15 protein-coding genes and 3 pseudogenes are annotated in these 15,700 nt (G+C 68.5%); 10 read left to right on the forward strand and 8 right to left on the reverse strand.

Going from position 1 to position 15,700, the window contains the following annotated elements; translation table 11 throughout:
- Positions 1–42: 42 nt before the first annotated feature.
- On the reverse strand, positions 43–444 hold the full coding sequence (locus A6A27_RS16515; protein WP_241825289.1) for a hypothetical protein: 402 nt from the start codon (positions 442–444) through the stop codon (positions 43–45).
- Between the two features lie 144 nt (positions 445–588).
- Complete coding sequence (locus A6A27_RS16520) at positions 589–1,479, reverse strand: arylamine N-acetyltransferase family protein (protein WP_198940328.1); 891 nt, start codon at positions 1,477–1,479, stop codon at positions 589–591.
- Between the two features lie 406 nt (positions 1,480–1,885).
- On the opposite strand from A6A27_RS16520, the gene A6A27_RS16525 reads away from it, so the two are divergent.
- Both A6A27_RS16525 and A6A27_RS16530 read left to right on the forward strand, forming a co-directional pair.
- On the forward strand, positions 1,886–2,560 hold the full coding sequence (locus A6A27_RS16525) for a cytidylate kinase family protein (protein ID WP_073835501.1): 675 nt from the start codon (positions 1,886–1,888) through the stop codon (positions 2,558–2,560).
- Positions 2,561–2,937: 377 nt separating this feature from the next.
- The gene (locus A6A27_RS16530; protein ID WP_073835502.1) at positions 2,938–3,891 is read left to right on the forward strand and encodes a hypothetical protein; all 954 of its coding nucleotides are present in this window, start codon (positions 2,938–2,940) and stop codon (positions 3,889–3,891) included.
- A 206-nt stretch (positions 3,892–4,097) separates the two neighbouring features.
- Here the strand turns inward: A6A27_RS16530 and A6A27_RS16535 are convergent, their stop codons facing one another.
- Complete coding sequence (locus A6A27_RS16535; protein WP_073835503.1) at positions 4,098–5,090, reverse strand: helix-turn-helix transcriptional regulator; 993 nt, start codon at positions 5,088–5,090, stop codon at positions 4,098–4,100.
- A gap of 113 nt (positions 5,091–5,203) precedes the next feature.
- Here A6A27_RS16535 and A6A27_RS16540 point away from each other — a divergent pair, with 113 nt between their 5' ends.
- Positions 5,204–5,671 carry a VOC family protein gene (locus tag A6A27_RS16540; RefSeq protein ID WP_073835504.1) on the forward strand — a complete coding sequence of 156 codons (468 nt, stop codon included), beginning with the start codon at positions 5,204–5,206 and terminating at the stop codon, positions 5,669–5,671.
- Positions 5,672–5,841: 170 nt separating this feature from the next.
- Here the strand turns inward: A6A27_RS16540 and A6A27_RS16545 are convergent, their stop codons facing one another.
- A complete protein-coding gene (locus tag A6A27_RS16545; RefSeq protein WP_073835550.1) occupies positions 5,842–6,867 on the reverse strand; it encodes a helix-turn-helix transcriptional regulator in 1,026 nt (341 codons plus the stop codon).
- A gap of 89 nt (positions 6,868–6,956) precedes the next feature.
- Here A6A27_RS16545 and A6A27_RS16550 point away from each other — a divergent pair, with 89 nt between their 5' ends.
- The 4 genes and pseudogenes from A6A27_RS16550 (at position 6,957) to A6A27_RS47475 (ending at position 8,533) form a co-directional block, all read left to right on the forward strand.
- The gene (locus A6A27_RS16550; protein WP_073835505.1) at positions 6,957–7,475 is read left to right on the forward strand and encodes a VOC family protein; all 519 of its coding nucleotides are present in this window, start codon (positions 6,957–6,959) and stop codon (positions 7,473–7,475) included.
- Positions 7,469–7,583 (forward strand): annotated as a pseudogene (locus A6A27_RS43170) (transposase); the annotation flags it as partial. The gene A6A27_RS16550 and the pseudogene A6A27_RS43170, both read left to right, overlap by 7 nt.
- Positions 7,584–7,769: 186 nt before the next feature.
- Positions 7,770–7,886 (forward strand): hypothetical protein, encoded by a 117-nt coding sequence (locus tag A6A27_RS47470; RefSeq protein ID WP_443189975.1) that lies wholly within the window; start codon positions 7,770–7,772, stop codon positions 7,884–7,886.
- Positions 7,887–8,029: 143 nt separating this feature from the next.
- Positions 8,030–8,533 carry a DivIVA domain-containing protein gene (locus A6A27_RS47475; protein WP_073835507.1) on the forward strand — a complete coding sequence of 168 codons (504 nt, stop codon included), beginning with the start codon at positions 8,030–8,032 and terminating at the stop codon, positions 8,531–8,533.
- A gap of 208 nt (positions 8,534–8,741) precedes the next feature.
- Here the strand turns inward: A6A27_RS47475 and A6A27_RS16565 are convergent, their stop codons facing one another.
- Positions 8,742–9,857, reverse strand: coding sequence for a MerR family transcriptional regulator (locus A6A27_RS16565; RefSeq protein ID WP_073835508.1), 1,116 nt, complete (start codon positions 9,855–9,857; stop codon positions 8,742–8,744).
- A 115-nt stretch (positions 9,858–9,972) separates the two neighbouring features.
- Positions 9,973–10,242, reverse strand: coding sequence for a zinc ribbon domain-containing protein (locus A6A27_RS47480; protein ID WP_198940332.1), 270 nt, complete (start codon positions 10,240–10,242; stop codon positions 9,973–9,975).
- Between the two features lie 238 nt (positions 10,243–10,480).
- Between A6A27_RS47480 and A6A27_RS16575 the strand changes: the two genes are divergently transcribed.
- The gene (locus A6A27_RS16575; protein WP_073835509.1) at positions 10,481–11,347 is read left to right on the forward strand and encodes an NAD(P)-dependent oxidoreductase; all 867 of its coding nucleotides are present in this window, start codon (positions 10,481–10,483) and stop codon (positions 11,345–11,347) included.
- 400 nt (positions 11,348–11,747) lie between these two features.
- On the opposite strand, the gene A6A27_RS16580 is transcribed toward A6A27_RS16575, so the two are convergent.
- Positions 11,748–12,641 (reverse strand): hypothetical protein, encoded by an 894-nt coding sequence (locus tag A6A27_RS16580; RefSeq protein ID WP_073835551.1) that lies wholly within the window; start codon positions 12,639–12,641, stop codon positions 11,748–11,750.
- A 360-nt stretch (positions 12,642–13,001) separates the two neighbouring features.
- Between A6A27_RS16580 and A6A27_RS16585 the strand changes: the two are divergent.
- Positions 13,002–13,514 (forward strand): annotated as a pseudogene (locus tag A6A27_RS16585) (uridylate kinase); the annotation flags it as partial.
- Between the two features lie 597 nt (positions 13,515–14,111).
- Positions 14,112–14,537, forward strand: a pseudogene (locus A6A27_RS42205) (Clp protease N-terminal domain-containing protein); the annotation flags it as partial.
- A gap of 169 nt (positions 14,538–14,706) precedes the next feature.
- Here the strand turns inward: A6A27_RS42205 and A6A27_RS16600 are convergent.
- Positions 14,707–15,288 (reverse strand): GNAT family N-acetyltransferase, encoded by a 582-nt coding sequence (locus A6A27_RS16600; protein WP_143194025.1) that lies wholly within the window; start codon positions 15,286–15,288, stop codon positions 14,707–14,709.
- Positions 15,289–15,700 lie beyond the last annotated feature (412 nt).

The raw sequence follows: 15,700 nt of genomic DNA on the forward strand, positions 1-15,700 counted from the left end.
GACGACAGCCGGTGAGGGTGAAGATTGCCGGTGGCGCAGGCCCTACCCCAGCGGTGGGGCACGCCCTACCCCAGGGCTCTCGCAAGGTAGCTGCATGCCCGTTTCAGGTGATTCCGAGGAGTTGTAGGGATCGATGCGGTTGAGGGCTGTTGCTGCGTAGGGCTTGGCGATGGTGGTGATACCGGCCAGGCGGAGCAGGCTGATCGCGATGTTGCGTAGGGTGGCCAGGGCGCGGGGTGCGTCGCCGGTTCGGACGCGGACGGTGTCTTCGCGGTAGGTGGTGTCGCGGATGTGATGTAGGACTTCGATGGCCCAGTGACCGCGTAGCCCGTCGGCCAGGTCGGCGGGGCGGGCCTGGCGGCGGTGCGGTTGGTGAGGGCGTACACGTTGACGGTGGATCAGCGTCCGGTGGCCGGGTTTGAACCGGCGCCGGCGGATCCGCAAGCTTGGGTCCCTGTACGCCTGCCTGCGTCCGAGACGTCGTCACCGGCCTGCCCCGCAACAACGCCAGTGCTTTCGGCGGCCGTCGACCGTCCCGCAGAGCTGGCGATGCCCCGCTGCGGTTCACCGACGACGCCTGCGGGGATTTCAGCGGCTCTGGGAGGCCTGCGACTCTTGCCAGCGGCGGTGCGCTGTGAGGACGTTTGTCCAGAGTCGATCACGCGCCTCCGGGGTCATGGTGTGCAACCGCAGATCGAATAGGTCCGCGAGCAGGTCAAACCACTCCGCCCGGCGAGTGACGGGCTCTGCGGTGCGGGCGCCGTCGCCGATCCGGCTCAGAACCAGACCCCGGATGACATCTACCCCCGTGGCGTCGCGGCGTTCGGCCATCGCCACCTGGACGAACCCCGACTCCGGCGAGGTCGACAACCAGTGATGCTTCGCCTCGAACTCGGCCCAGCGCGCGTGAGCCAAGGTCCAGGTCATGCCGGTGAATCCGCCGCCTGGGTCATGGGTCAGATGCCACCCCGATTTGTCAGCAGCCCGCTCGAGGGAGAGTTCGAAGGGCGGCTGGTCATGCCTTCCCGCGACCAACGGCAGCGGACCGTGCAGAGCATCGCCCAACCCGGCGTCCACGTACCAGACCCCGCCAGGGTTCGTGTCGCTCGGCAACAGCTCCACCGTCAAGACCAAGTGGTTTCCCATCGCGGCGGCGTTGGAGCCTTCCGGGCCGTGAACTCCTCCGACGTGGCCGCATACTGCGTAACCGAGCGAACTGAGCAGCAAGCCCAGCGCCCCGTTCATGTGATAGCAGTAGCCGCCGCGGCCGTGCAGTGCGATACGCGTTGCGGACTCGTACGGGTCGATGTTCCAGGCCTCGCCGGCGTGGATCCACAGGGTTTCGTACGGCACGCGCTCAGCGTGCCGCTGCACCAACAGCTGAAGGCCTGCCGCCGAAGGCGGTTCCGCCGCAACACCGAGCCGGGCGAGATACGCCCGTTGGACATCTAGATCCAATCGGGGCATCGATTCGAACATGGCCCCATTATTCTTGGCCGTCGGAAGATGTGAACCGTCCTGGGCTCGTAGAGTCCGCTGCGAGCCGGGCTGCATCCTGCCCAGCCGCGAGCGGCGCGCGGTCCGCCAACGCGGATTGCCGTCGGCCGAAGCCGCGCCACATCGGTCCGTCCCGCGCAATCGAAGTCGGCAGGGCACCGAGATCGACCGTGTCGGCAGTCGGCGATCTCGCCGCCTGGGCGGACCGCGTCCTGCTGCCCTTTGATCCGTGTATGCCGGTCGACGCGAGACGGCTGATGATTGTTCGATCATGGCTGAGGATCAACTGAGCGCGGTTCGGCGCAGACTTCCAGAAGGAACGCGGGTCCAGGAAACGGTCATCGGGTTTCCCGCGGGTGTCGGCCGAGCGGGTAGGACGGGGCAGGACATGGACAAAGGCACCCGCGACGAGCTGCTCGGCCGCCTGGTTGACGCAGTCGGGTCCGTCACAGTCGCACACCCGACGCGGGTTGCCATCGACGGACCGCCCGCCGCAGGCAAGACCACGCTCGCCGACGAGCTGGCCGTCGTCTTGCGCACACAGGGCCGCGACGTCATCCGCGCGACGATCGACGATTTCCTCTTCCCCCGGGCACAGCGCTATCCGCGCGGCGAGTACTCGGCCGACGGCTGCTACTTCGACACCCACGACTACGATGCGCTGAACCGGGTGCTGCTCGATCCGCTCGGCCCGGGCGGAGATCGACGCTTCCAACACGCGGTCTACGACCGCACAGCGGATACTGCGCTGTCCCCGCCGGTCACGGCTGCCCCCGCCGACGCCGTGCTGGTCTTCGTCGGCGTCTTCCTCATGCGCCCGGAACTGATTGATCGGTGGGACCTGCGCATCTTCGTGTCGACTGCGCTCGAGAAGACCGTGGATCGTGCCGTGATCCGAGAGCACCGGGTGTCATCTCGGGCCGAAGTCGAACGGCGCTGGTGCGAGCGTTACATTCCCTCCCAACAGTTCTACTTCGCTACGGTCCGCCCGACCGATCACGTCGACATCGTCGTGCACAATGACGAACCCCAGCAGCCGGCCTGGGAGACCCAAACACACTGACCGCACTCAGTTCGGCAGTTGCGGATGCAAGCGGCTCAGGTTCAGGCGACTGTTTCAAGGCGTGACTGCAGCGGATCCGGAAGCACCTTCTGCTCATCAGCAGGCCCGCGGATGCCCACCCCGGGTCGCCGATGTAGCCCCTCCTCCTCGCCGAGCAGCAGCGGCACGTCATAGACCGACAGGTCCGGCCGGGCGCCTGGCGGTGCGCAGTATTCGTTACCTGCTGTATTCGCCAGCCGCCAGGACGCGCTGTCATCGGCACGACCGCGTTCAAGTGCCTCCGCTCGTCCGTCGCACTCTGTAAAACGCGGTCGGCCGCAGATGAGGACGTCGGTCCATTACGGGGCGCCGCTGATCGGCATGGCTACCATCCCTTTGTGATCGAGGACTTGATCAGGAGGACGGCCGCCGAGGACGACGATGCGGTCGAGGAGTTGTGCGCGATCGCGGACACCGATCCGCGGAGGTTGACTCCGCACCACGGCCTCCTGCTGGACCTCGACGTGTTGTGGCCGGGGAAGTTGTACCGGGCGGCAGGTGCCGACGTGGTCCGCCGGGTCATCGAGCAGATCGACGGTGGGCGGACGCCGGAGCGGCTCAATCACCTGCTCCTTGTCCTGGCGCACAGTGCTCACCCGCTCGCCGAGAGCGCCATGCGTCGCTGGTCGACCCAGCCGCCGCCCGGCGTGGACGAGTTGCACGTCGGGCCGCTGCACTACGCGCAGGAGGGCGGTTGGGTGGTCGGCCCGGACGGCGTCCGACGTGACCTGTGCGGTGACACCGCGTACCGGTGGGTCATGCGGGAGACATCACGACGCGTGGAGCGTTCCCACTGTCCGTGGTGCGCGTCGCCGCTCTGGACTGCCGCGGACCTCGACACCGCAGACCCCGCCATCGGTGCCGCCCTGGCGCACACGGGCTGGTCCGGCCGGTTGGTGATCGAGAGCTGTCACTTCTGTGCCTGCTATACGACGCTGTACAGCCGGGTCACACCTGCCGGTGCCGCTACCTGGTGGGCCGGCAACACCCGCCCCAGCTACCTACCGGATGCGGCCGAACCGGAGGACCCGCCGGCGCTGCTGCCGGTCCCAGGACCGGCTCTGCCCGGCCCCTACCAGGCCAGCGCCTGGAATCGGGGCGGCTCGACCCTGGGCGGCCGCCCCGACTGGATCCAGGACGCCGAGCACGCGGACTGCCCAGGCTGCGGACAACCGATGGACTATGTGGGTTTGATCGGCGGCGCGGACTTGGACGAGTTCGGCGAGGGCGCCTACTACCTGCACCTGCACCAGCCGTGCGGGTTCGCCGCAGTGAACTACCAGCAGAGCTGACCGCCGCAAGCCCTGTCGCCGGATGCTGCCGGGCACCACGCCGCATGTTGCAGCATTGCCACCGAACCATGGCGGTTCTGCTCCATCATGCATGAAGGACGAGGTCGTCCGCCTCGTCGGACAACACTGTTCTCGGCTACGACCGGGCGCTGCGGCACCGGGGACATCACGCTCCGTCCGCGTCGGCGGCATGAGCGAGCAGCCGGTCACGAAGTCCCGCCGGGAGTGGGGCCGGCGGCGGTCCTGGCGAGGCGGCGGGCGAGGTGGCCGAAGGCGTCGACAAGCTCGGCGGGGCCGACAACCTCGATCTCGGTGTCGAACTGGGCGATGGCGGCGGCGAGGCTGGACCAGGACCAGGAGCCGAGAGTGAGCCGGCAGCGGTCCGAGCCGAGCTCCTCGACGATCCCGTCGCGCGTGTAGAGGGCCACGGTGGCGGCCGGCAGGTCGAGGATCGCGGTGCCCTGGCAGGGCCAGCCGATGGTGCCGTCGTCAGCGCCGCGGAAGCTGCCGGTGACGAAGGTGGTCACGTCGCCGCCGGGCAGTTCCCTGGGCGTGAAGCGCGGTCCGTTGGGGATGCGCAGGGTGATCCGGTCGGCGCGGAAGGTGCGCCAGTCCGACCGGTCGAGGTCCCACGCGACGATGTACCAGCGTCCGTCCCAGGTGATGACGTGGTGCGGCTCGACGCGGCGCGGGGGCTTGTCCGCGGTCTCGGAGCCGTAGTCGAAGCGGAGGATCTCGTGGGCTTGCACGGCGGAGCTGATCGCCAGGAGCACGTCGCCGTCGATCGGGGCGGCCGGTCGGGTGGCGGGCCGGTCGACGGCGGTGATCTGGAGGGCGTTGATGCGGTGCCGGAGCCGGGACGGCATGACCTGCCGGATGGTGGTCAACGCCCGTGCTGCCGCTTCGCCGGTGCCGTCGCCCAGTGTGGTGGCGGCGGTCTGCAGCGCGATGGTGAGTGCCACGGCCTGCTCGTCGTCGAACAGCAGGGGCGGTAGTTCGGTGCCGGCGCTGGGCCGGTAGCCACCGTCGGGACCCTTGACGGCGGCGATGGGGTAGCCGAGCTCGCGCAGTCGGTCGACGTCGCGGCGCACGGTCCGCAGGCTGACGTCGAGCCGCTCGGCCAGCAGCGTGCCCGGCCAGTCGCGGCGCGTCTGCAGCAGCGACAACATGGCCAGCAGTCGACCAGAGGTTTTCGGCACGAGTTCGAACCTACCCGCAGTAGGTGCCACAACCTGTCACCTACGCCGTCGAACCTTGGTGACGACGCCGGCCGGACACCGTGACCGGAAACAACTTCCACCAGGAGCCTTGGATGAGCATCACCACCACCGCCCACCTCAACTTTCGAGGCAACGCCCGGGAGGCGCTGGAGTTCTACCACTCGGTGTTCGGCGGCGAGATCATGGTCATCACGTACGGCGACTTCGGGATGCCGAAGGACCTGCCCGACGCCAGCAAGGTCGTCTGGGGCCAGGTCTCGGCCGACGACGGCTTCCACGTCATGGCCTACGACGTGCCCAGCCAGGCCGGAGCCGGCATCGCGCCGGCGCCCTCCACGCGGCGCGAGAACGGCGTGACCCTGACCGGCGAGCCGTTCTTCCTGTCCGTCCGCGGCGAGACCGTCGAAGAGGTCGGCGCGCTGTGGGAGAAGCTGGCCGATGGCGCCACCGTCGTCGAGGCGTACGGCCCGGCGCAGTGGGCGCCGGCGTTCGGGATGCTGACCGACTGCTTCGGCATCACCTGGATCCTCGACGTCGCCGCCCAGTACGCCAACGCCTGATCCTCCCCCACTGGCAACGGGACGAGACGCCCAGCCCGGCGGCCTCGTCCCGTTGCCAGATCCCCCGGCCTAAAGCCCGACCACGACGACTGCACGCGGCATCAGCCCGGATCGCTCCTCGGTCCGCCGTGTCGGGCGAGGGTTCGGCGAGCGCTCGCTTCAGGCGCACATCAACTATGCGGCGGCGGCGACGCTGGGCGGACACTTCCGCGCCCAGCTCGTGGTGACCGCGTTCCGGACCGGCGTGGTCCTGCCGTAGCAGCTTGGAACAGCGCGGCTGTTGACCTGAGGTGGGCGATCAGCTCCGCTGGACCGCTGACTTCGAAGGGCAGCCCGATCGACGCCAGCCGGAGCGTATGCCATTCGGGGGTGTCCGGCGGCGCCTGCCACCGGCAGGTGCCGTCCGGCTGGTCGGTCAGGGTGCCCGGCGGCGGCGCGCCGAGGCGGTCCACCACGTCGGCGGCCGGTGCGTGGATCACCACGTCGGCCGGGTATGTCGGGGCCATCTGCATGGTCCGGCTGGCGACGAACGCGGCGGCATCCCCGCCGGGTACCTCCCTCGTGGCCGCCCGGGCACCGGTCGCGGTGAGGTCCGTGACCCGGTCCAGTCGGAAGGTCCGCCAATCGTCGCGATCGAGGTCGAAAGCGAGCAGATACCAGCGCCGCCCGGCCGTCACCAGGGCGCGCGGCTCGACGTGCCGGCCCTCGCCGCGGTACCGGAACCGCAGCCGCTCGTGGTTGGCGATCGTGGAGGCGGCGACGACCAGCGCGTCGGGGTCCACCAGCTCGGGGGCGAGAGAGAACGGGTGGGCCACCGTGGAGGACATTAGGGTGTCGACCCGACGGCGCAGCCGGGCCGGGAGGACCTGAAGCAGCTTGCGCAACGCGCGTACCGCCGCGTCGTCCGCCCCGGTCACCGCCTGCACCGCCGCCGTACGTAGCCCGATGGCCACGGCGACCGCCTCGTCGTCCTCGAGCAGCAGCGGCGGCATCGCGCCGCCGGCCGTCAGCCGGTAACCGCCCAGCCCGCCCTGCTCGGCGTGCACCGGGTAGCCCAGCTCGCGCAGCCGGTCGATGTCGCGCCGTACGGTCCGGCCGGACACCCCGAGCCGCTGCGCGAGTTCACTTCCCGGCCACAGCCGAGGTGTCTGTAACAGCGACAGCAGGGACAGCAGTCGGGCACGCGCGTCGGACATGGCCGCCATTCTGCCGCTCGACTAGGACGAGAACTGACCTATACGGGATCTACCGTGGGGCGCACTGCTACGACCGAGGGAGAATCACCATGAGCAGCACCGCACCCGCCGGGTACACGACAGCCGCCCCGTGGATCGTCACGCCGGACACCGGGCAGTTGCTGGACTTCATCACCGCGGTGTTCGACGGGGTCGAGCAGGGGCGGGTACGGCTGGAGGACGGGACCATCGGCCACGCCGAGATCCGCGTCGGCGACACCGTCCTGCTCGCCTTCGACCAGCGGGCGGACTGGCCGGCCATGCCGTCGCTACTGCGGGTCTTCGTCGCCGACGCGGACGCCGCGATGGCGCGCGCGGTCGCTGCCGGAGCCCGCGTGGTCACCGCGCCGGCCACCCACGCCTTCGGCCAGCGGGGCGGCCGGGTACGTGACCCGTTCGGCAACATCTGGTGGGTCAGCGCGGTGGTCGAGGACGTCGCACCCGAGGTAGGAATGCGGCGGCTCGCCGAACCGGCGTACGCCGAGGCGATGCGCGACGCCCAGGAGACCCTGGACCGGGAACTGAGCGGCCGCACCGACAGTGTCGTCAGCCGCCCGCTGATCGGCTGAGCGACGTCGGCGTGTTCCCCAACCCCCAAGCCCTGCTCCGCCTCGCCGGCGCCGTCCTCGTCGAAGCCGACGACGAATGGCAGACCGGCGACCGCCGCTACCTCGCCCGAGGCACCAGGGCACTGATCACCACACCCGCCCTCACCCGCGCAACAATCGAACTGGCAGCCGCATGTCCACCATCGCCTGGCCCGACCGCCGAGCCGACATCATCAGCGCCCTGTCCATCCTCGCGACCCTGCGCCACACCAGACCACGTCCTGGCCCGGCCTGACCGAGGCCGTCCACTGGCTCATCGACGACACCTTCTGGGACCAGCACCATCCCCGCAACGACATCGGCACCATCCTCGCGGGGCAGCAGCCAGGCCATCGCGATCACCGCAACACTCGAACCGTTCCTATGGGCTGAGCATGAGTTGCACATGCTCAGCCGTGTGCCCGGAACGGAGTTGGGCACACTGGCCCCCCGCGTTCGCTCCGTGTCCGGCCCGGGTTGACTCGTTCGTCATGCTGGAACCGGAAGCCCACGCCCGCATCACTCGAGGGGGACCTATGCGCAAGCCGGCCAGGACTGCTGCCGTCCTTTTCGGGCTCGGCGTCGGCGCTGCGGTCGGTCCATCCCTCGGGCCGGCCGCCGTCTGGTCCGGTGTTGCGATCGCCGCGCTCGGCGTCGTGCTCTCCCTGGTCGGTACCACGGAATCCGACCTCGCCGGGGACGGTCTGGTCGACCGCGACGAGGATGCCGGGGTGGCAGGCGACGGGACAACCACAGGAACAGCGGTCGTCCCGGAACGACGACGGCGGCCAGCCCTCAGCGGCCTGGGCACCCGGGTAGAACAGATCCTCAAACTCGCCGAGGAACAGGCCGACGACCACCGCGCCAAGGCGCGGCTCGAAGCCGAAGGGATCGTGACCGCCACCCGACGGGAGGCGGAGGCAATCCTGAACCGGGCGCACGAACAGGCGGCCGGGATCACCGGTACCCGCCAGGATCTGTCTCCTGTACCGCCCACCCGGGCACCGTCACCGGAGGAAGATCCGAGCCCTCACAACTGACAGAAGCGGAGCGGCCGGGAGTCCCCGAGGTGCACCGGATCTGCGCCTCGCTCTCTCATACAGCCCTCGAGCTGGACCGACAAACCCAAGCTCGACCCATACGGCAAGGACGTCCAGGTTGAGCGCACCACGGAGGCCAAGCGTCGCCGCGGCAGCATCTAATGATCCCGCCGGTCAGCTTTCTAGCGGCGCCCTCGCCCACGGTGGTTCACGCTACGAGCAGGCGGAGACCGAGCTCTGCCGTGTCGAGGGCGACGATGTCACGGTTACGCTCGGCCCACCGGCCTGAGGAAAGATCTTCGCGCAGTGTGCTGACTGCCCGCTGCTCAGCCTGCGGTCCGACTCTGGTCCATACCGAAACCGCGCGGCGTACATGTTCGTCCAGGTACGCCTCAGGCCGACGCCAGTATGCCTCGAAAAAGCCGTCAGCACAGTCCCACGGAACGAGCACCGGCTCCGCGCGTCCTCCGATCGCGCGGGTCAGGTCGGCCAAGGACGGCCAGCCGACAAGGAGGTCGGCGAACTCAGGTAAGTAGTCGCGGGTGAGCCAGAACCGCTGACGCCAGCCGGTGTCAGCGGCGTCGTAGGTGAACACCACCACACGGCGGGCCACACGCCGCATCTCACGCAGCCCGGCGACCGGGTCCGGCCAGTGATGGACGGTGCTGACCGCCATCGCGGCGTCAAAGGACTGGTCCTCGAACGGCAGACTCTCCGCAGCGGCGGCCACGCACGGCGCCGCGCCCACGGGACGCTGCGCCCGCATGACCGCCGACGGTTCTACCGCCGTAACCTCGCGGTCGGGTGGTTCGTAGGAGCCGGTGCCAGCCCCGACGTTCAGCACAGTTCGTGCGTCCCCCAGCGCATCCCAGATGCGCGCGGCGATCCGCGGCTCGGTGCGCCTCGTCGCTGGGTAAGCGGATCCGATGGCGTCGTACAGCTGCGCGCCGAACACTTTCAGTTGCTCCTCTGGCGTCGTCCTGATTCCCATCGCTCGGCCCTCCAGTTCCCTGTCTATGGCCGTCACCATGGCAGCAGCGCGGTCGCGCTGGCCCATCAGCAGGCCGCGCAGCCGGCACAGGTGCGCGACTGCGTCGGTGGCCGGATCGTCAACCAGATCCGCGATCTCCCGTAATCCGAAGCCGAGCCGCCGGTAGGCGAGCACCTCCCGGAGTCGCTCCACGTCGCCTGCGGAGTAGGCCCGGTGCCCAGCCGCGGTCCGCGTGGACGGCTCCAGGAGGCCGATCTCGTCATAGTGATGCAGTGTGCGGACGCTGACGCCGGCCAACTCCGCCACACGCCCCACGGTCAAGTGCTCCTCCACACCACCGACTATGTGGCATGACGCCGCGTGAGGAGCAAGCGATTCGCTGCTGGCGTCAGCTTCTCGGCCCTGAAGGGCCGAGCTTGCAGATCGTGCTCGATGCTGGCTGTATCGGTCACGCCGCGTTTGGCAGGCTGACTGCTGCCCAGTCCACGACACCGCGTGTGGCGATGTTGCGGGCTGCGTTCACGTCGGCGTGCTCAGCGAAGCCGCAGGACGTGCATCGGAAGGTGGTCTGGTTGGGGCGGTTGGCTTTGGCGATGTGCCCGCAGGCGGAGCAGCCCTGCGAGGTGTACGCCGGGTCCACATGAACGAGCGCGACTCCTGCTCGTGTCGCTTTGTAGGCGATGAACTGGCCGAGCTGGTGAAACGCCCACGAGTGCAGAGTGACCCGCTGGGGCCGTCGGAGCCGTACCGCGGAGACCTACAACAAGGGCCAGCAAACGCTGACGCCGACACAACACCACGTGCACGGTATTCGGCAGTTCAGGTAGCCCGCTCGACCCAGTGGTCAGCTACGGACCGTGACCGCTCGTGGTCGATCAGCATGCGCGGCATGACAGTGCGTTGCGATGGAGCCGTCGACTTGACCTCAAGCAAGGTTAACGTTTGAGGATTGCGCCATGAGCGATGGCAAGAAGTCAGCACCTGAGGTCGCGGTCATTGGCACGGGGGCCATCGGTAGTGCGCTTGTACATCGGCTGCTGGGAAGCGGGTACGACATTACGGTGTGGAACCGTACCGAAAGTCGTGCAACCGAGCTGGTGGCCGCGGGGGCGCTACCAGCGCGGTCCGTGCGGGAGGCGGTGTCATCCAGCACCCTCGTCTTCCTGACCCTCAAGGACTACACAGCGGTAGAGCAGTGCCTCACCCAACTCGACATGGACCTGTCCGGGCACACGATCGTCGGGATGTACACCGGTACCAGCAGCGAAGCGCGGCTGGCCGCCCAGCGGGCCACCACCCTGGGCGCGCACTACATCGACGCGGGGATTCAGGCCTCGCCCGAGATGATCGGCACCGATACCGCAACGATCTTGTATAGCGGCTCCCGGCACGCGTTCGAGCAACACAAGACGACCCTCCAGCTGCTGAGCAAGCCACGGTTTGTCGGAGAAACGCCGGAGGCGGCCGCGGTCTGGGACCTTGCCCTCTTCGGGGTGTGGTACGACGCCCAACTCGGCCTGCTACGAGCCCTTGGTGCAGCACATGAGGCCGGCATCGACGTGGTGGAATTCTCCCACACGGCGAGTACCCAGCTCGGCCACGTGGTCACTGGAGTGTCCGCCACCGTCTCGGAAATGCAACAGGCCACCTACCCCCCAGGCCCCGCAGACCTCACCGAGCACCTGGCGGTCGTCCGCCACCTCATCGAACTGCGGTCCGGCCGACGCCTCGGCAACGGCGGACTACCAGAGGTAGCGGCGAGAATCGAAGCGCTCATCGCAGACGGCCGCGGAGACGAGGGCTTAACCGCAACGGTCGGATAGCGTTCGACCAGCCGACACCCGCTCATCGGCACCTCCGCGCGTCGCCACCCGTCAACCGGCCGCACTCCACGGTGCGCGATCTGCGGCAGATCCGCGCGCCTGCTGGATACGTCCCGCGGATCGAAGTCTGACCCGAGGACGAGCATCCTTGTGTTCACAACCCCATGTGGGTCCTTGTTCGATGGCTGGTTCTGGCCGTTCCGACAAGCTGGGGTGAGCCCGACGCATCTCGCCGGGACCAAACCACAACTTACGGTGATGCTCAGTCGGCGGCAGATCCGCATGGCGGCCGCACCACTTCATTGAGGATGTGAGCCCGTGGGCGGGACCCCTTCGGGCCGTCCCACCTGCGCTGCCCGTACGGAAGGTCGAGGTGGCCGAGCGCGACCACGACGAGCGCTCAGAGCGCGGCGAGTTGTTCCAGGGCTTGCCGTACCTCTGCGCCAACGCGGTCCAGGTTCCATCGGGCGATCTCGGGCAGCGGATGGTCCTCCCGCAGCCGGCGGACCACCTCGAGTCCGACCAGGTAGCCACAGCGCTTGGGCAGGTCGCCGGCCAGCGGCGAGTCCCGCATGAGGAAGTATGGCGCATGCCGCGCGGGGTCGATCCCGTCGAGGTCATTCCCGATCCGCTCCAAGATCTCCGACCACCGCCCTCGGCACTCGTCAAGCCACGCCCGATAACCCGGACGGCCGAACCAGAGATACTCCTCGTCGGCGCGCCCGGGTGCCGTCTCTACCGAGACCTGAGTGGCCAAGCCCTCGGTGAGCAGACAGCTCGCCAGCCCGTGCGGCGGCCAACCGCGGATCCCGGCGAGCCGGTCGTGCACCACATGCGCCACCTCGTGAAGGACGAGCAGGCGGTCGTCGTCGGCCACGCCCAGCTGCTCTACCGCGAGGAACAAGGCGTACCGACCGTCGAGGGCGTCGGCCCAGCCATTGGCCCGCTGCAACCCCACCAGCACGATGCAGTCAACCGGGCCGCCCTCCCCCGTCCAACCAAGAAGTTCCGCGACCGCCGCGACCCCGAGCGGCAGGAGCGCCCGCACCGCTGCGGAGCGGGCCATGAGGTCAGCGCTGTCCTCGCGCAGCCGGCCCAGAATGGCGGCGAGGTCGTCAGGACGTGACCACTTCCCCTCCCGGTCCAGCTCCCTGAAGATCCGCGGGTGACGGTCAAGGTAGCGAGACCGCCAAAGCCCCGGCCAACGCGCACGATCCAACGCCCCGCACTCATCGGCGTACGCCTGAAAATCCGGCACCAGATCTCGTATTCGCAGCAGCTCCGAAGACGACATGCGCCGATACTGCCCGATGCCCTTCCCACCCGCCGCCCCCGCCAAGGGCGGCAAGGATAGGCGCGCGCGGGGTAACGCTGCTACCAGCGAGCGACCCGACGGTAGGTACGGCTGGGTGATGTGCGCGCTCAGGGACGCCGCGCCTTGTCAGCGGCCCAGATGAGGATGTTGTCCGGACCACGTCCTGCTGCCCTTTGATCCGTGTATGCCGGTCGACGCGAGACGGCTGATGATTGTTCGATCATGGCTGAGGATCAACTGAGCGCGGTTCGGCGCAGACTTCCAGAAGGAACGCGGGTCCAGGAAACGGTCATCGGGTTTCCCGCGGGTGTCGGCCGAGCGGGTAGGACGGGGCAGGACATGGACAAAGGCACCCGCGACGAGCTGCTCGGCCGCCTGGTTGACGCAGTCGGGTCCGTCACAGTCGCACACCCGACGCGGGTTGCCATCGACGGACCGCCCGCCGCAGGCAAGACCACGCTCGCCGACGAGCTGGCCGTCGTCTTGCGCACACAGGGCCGCGACGTCATCCGCGCGACGATCGACGATTTCCTCTTCCCCCGGGCACAGCGCTATCCGCGCGGCGAGTACTCGGCCGACGGCTGCTACTTCGACACCCACGACTACGATGCGCTGAACCGGGTGCTGCTCGATCCGCTCGGCCCGGGCGGAGATCGACGCTTCCAACACGCGGTCTACGACCGCACAGCGGATACTGCGCTGTCCCCGCCGGTCACGGCTGCCCCCGCCGACGCCGTGCTGGTCTTCGTCGGCGTCTTCCTCATGCGCCCGGAACTGATTGATCGGTGGGACCTGCGCATCTTCGTGTCGACTGCGCTCGAGAAGACCGTGGATCGTGCCGTGATCCGAGAGCACACGGAGTCGGTGACGCGTGCGTTCATCGTCGTCGGGCTAGCATGCATGTCGCTGTGGGTGCACATCGTCTTGCACGAGTGCGGGCATCTCATCATGGCGTTGCTGTTGCGTTTGCCGGTTGTCGCGGTTCGTATCGCGCCCTTTACTGGTTGGCGCAGTGCGGTGTTGGTGCGGCCGGTGCCGTCGGCGACTGCGTTGCCGCTGCGGATGGTGTTGTTGCACCTGGGTGGTCCGATGACGAATCTGGTCACCGCGGGGGTGCTCGGTGCCGCAGCGGCGTGGACGGGCACCACGTCGGATACGGCGCTGATGCGTGTCGCGCTAGTCGCTGCCGCACTTGTTGCGGCCCTGCTCGAGGTGGTCAACCTCATCCCCGGGTTAGACCCCCACAGCGACGCCAGCAACGTTCGTCGCTGGCTGTTGGCCCCGACGGCCGCCCGCGCCGCGCTACGGGCCGGCTGCCTCGCGAAGGGGGTGAGCAGGACGGTGCGGACGATTGCAGGCGGGGAGGGTGACGACGGTCGTCTCGCAGATCCTCCTGACGACCAAGGCGACCCGCGACGTGCCCTCGCTGCCTTCCGTCGGCGCTGGATCATGGGACCCGCGCAGTCGGCGGCAGATCTTGTCGCCGACGCCGCTCAGGAAGAAGCCAGAATGCTCAGCCACAACTACGTCGGCACAGAGCACATTCTGCTCGGCCTCATGCACGAGGGCGAGGGTGTGGCCGCCAAGGCGCTGGAGAGCCTCGGCATCTCTCTCGAGTGTGTCCGCCAGCAGGTTCATGAGATCATTGGCCAGGGCCAGCAGGCGCCGAGCGGGCCCATCCCCTTCACCCCACGCGCCAAGAAGGTCCTCGAGCTGTCGCTGCGTGAGGCGCAGCAGCTCGGCCACAACCACATCGGCACCGAGCACGTCCTGTTGGGCCTGATCCGCGAGGGCGAAGGCGTCGCGACTCAGTTGTTGGTCAAACTCGGTGCCGACCTCGATCGGGCACGGCAGCAGGTCGTCCAGCTCCTGTCTGCTCCGTGATCCTGAGGGATTCGAAAATGAAGGCGCCGTCGACAGCGAAGTAGTCGCAGTTGTGCGCCTACTTCAACGCGGCCAAGAGAGTGCCCTGGTGCCGGCCCCCCGGGACGCAGCGAAGCGACGCACCCGGATGCCGGGCGACGTCGCGCGAGCGAGGGAGGATTCAGCGGGCGGGCACCGGCTCAGACGACGGCCGCCACTCCCGCCTGATCAGCCCGTAGACCCACGAGTCAGAGACCTCGCCGTTCACGACGCAGTCTTCCCGCAACGTCCCTTCACGCACGAACCCGAGCTTGTCCAGCACGCGGGCGGATGCCACGTTGCGTGTATCGGTCTCGGCCTGGACGCGATTCAGGTCCAGTGTGTCGAATGCCCACCGCAGCAAGGCGCGCGCGGCCTCCGTCGCGTAGCCGTGGCCCCACGCTGCATCGTCGAAGCAGTAGCCCAGCGATGCGCTGCGGTAGTCCGGATTCCACCGGTTCAGGCTGCACCATCCGATGAACGCCCCGTCGGAGTCACGTTCCACGGCCAGCCGCGTCCCGGTGCCTTCCTCTGCCATCTGCCGGCAGGCCGTGATGAACCGCTCGGCGCGCATGCGTTCGCTCCACGGTGGCGCGTCCCAGTAGCGCAGCACGTAGGCGCTGCTGTGCAGCGCGAAGAGGTCGTTCGCATCCGCGTCGTCGAAGGGACGCAGTCGAAGGCGAGGGGTGTGCAGCGTGGGGGTGGGCAGCGACATGTGCGTCATGTTTCCTCCTGTGATTGATGCCCGATCAACCAGACATCCGGTGCCGGCCACTCGCAATGGGTTTTCTCGCGGGGCGGGCGGAACGACGTGCTCGCTCATCGGCTTCCGGTCGTGCCGTCGGACCCGCCCGACTCGCGGCAGATCAGGATGTCGGCGGTGGTCGGCGGTGACGGCAAGGCCCACCGTCGGGTCGGCACCTGCACGGCTGGGATGATCGTGACCATGAATCCGCCGAAGCTCTGGCCGAGCGTCTACCACCGCGCGCCGCCGAAAACCCTCTTTCGGCGCAGGTCGACGTCGGCGACGATCGAATCGGCGCGGAAGTTCAGCAGATAATCACGTGCGCCGGTGATGCGGCGATCGATGCGGCCTGGACGGCTGAGCTGCGTCCCGTGACGCGCTGGTCGACCAG

This window comes from Micromonospora sp. CB01531 (assembly GCF_001905095.1).
GTDB lineage: Bacteria > Actinomycetota > Actinomycetes > Mycobacteriales > Micromonosporaceae > Micromonospora.

Coding starts and splice junctions, on each gene's coding strand:
- A6A27_RS16520 (WP_198940328.1), bottom strand. CDS start 1,479: ATGTTCGAATCGATGCCCCGATTGGATCTAGATGTCCAACGGGCGTAT.
- A6A27_RS16525 (WP_073835501.1), top strand. CDS start 1,886: ATGGACAAAGGCACCCGCGACGAGCTGCTCGGCCGCCTGGTTGACGCA.
- A6A27_RS16540 (WP_073835504.1), top strand. CDS start 5,204: ATGAGCATCACCACCACCGCCCACCTCAACTTTCGAGGCAACGCCCGG.
- A6A27_RS16545 (WP_073835550.1), bottom strand. CDS start 6,867: ATGTCCGACGCGCGTGCCCGACTGCTGTCCCTGCTGTCGCTGTTACAG.
- A6A27_RS16550 (WP_073835505.1), top strand. CDS start 6,957: ATGAGCAGCACCGCACCCGCCGGGTACACGACAGCCGCCCCGTGGATC.
- A6A27_RS47475 (WP_073835507.1), top strand. CDS start 8,030: ATGCGCAAGCCGGCCAGGACTGCTGCCGTCCTTTTCGGGCTCGGCGTC.
- A6A27_RS16575 (WP_073835509.1), top strand. CDS start 10,481: ATGAGCGATGGCAAGAAGTCAGCACCTGAGGTCGCGGTCATTGGCACG.
- A6A27_RS16580 (WP_073835551.1), bottom strand. CDS start 12,641: ATGTCGTCTTCGGAGCTGCTGCGAATACGAGATCTGGTGCCGGATTTT.
- A6A27_RS16600 (WP_143194025.1), bottom strand. CDS start 15,288: ATGACGCACATGTCGCTGCCCACCCCCACGCTGCACACCCCTCGCCTT.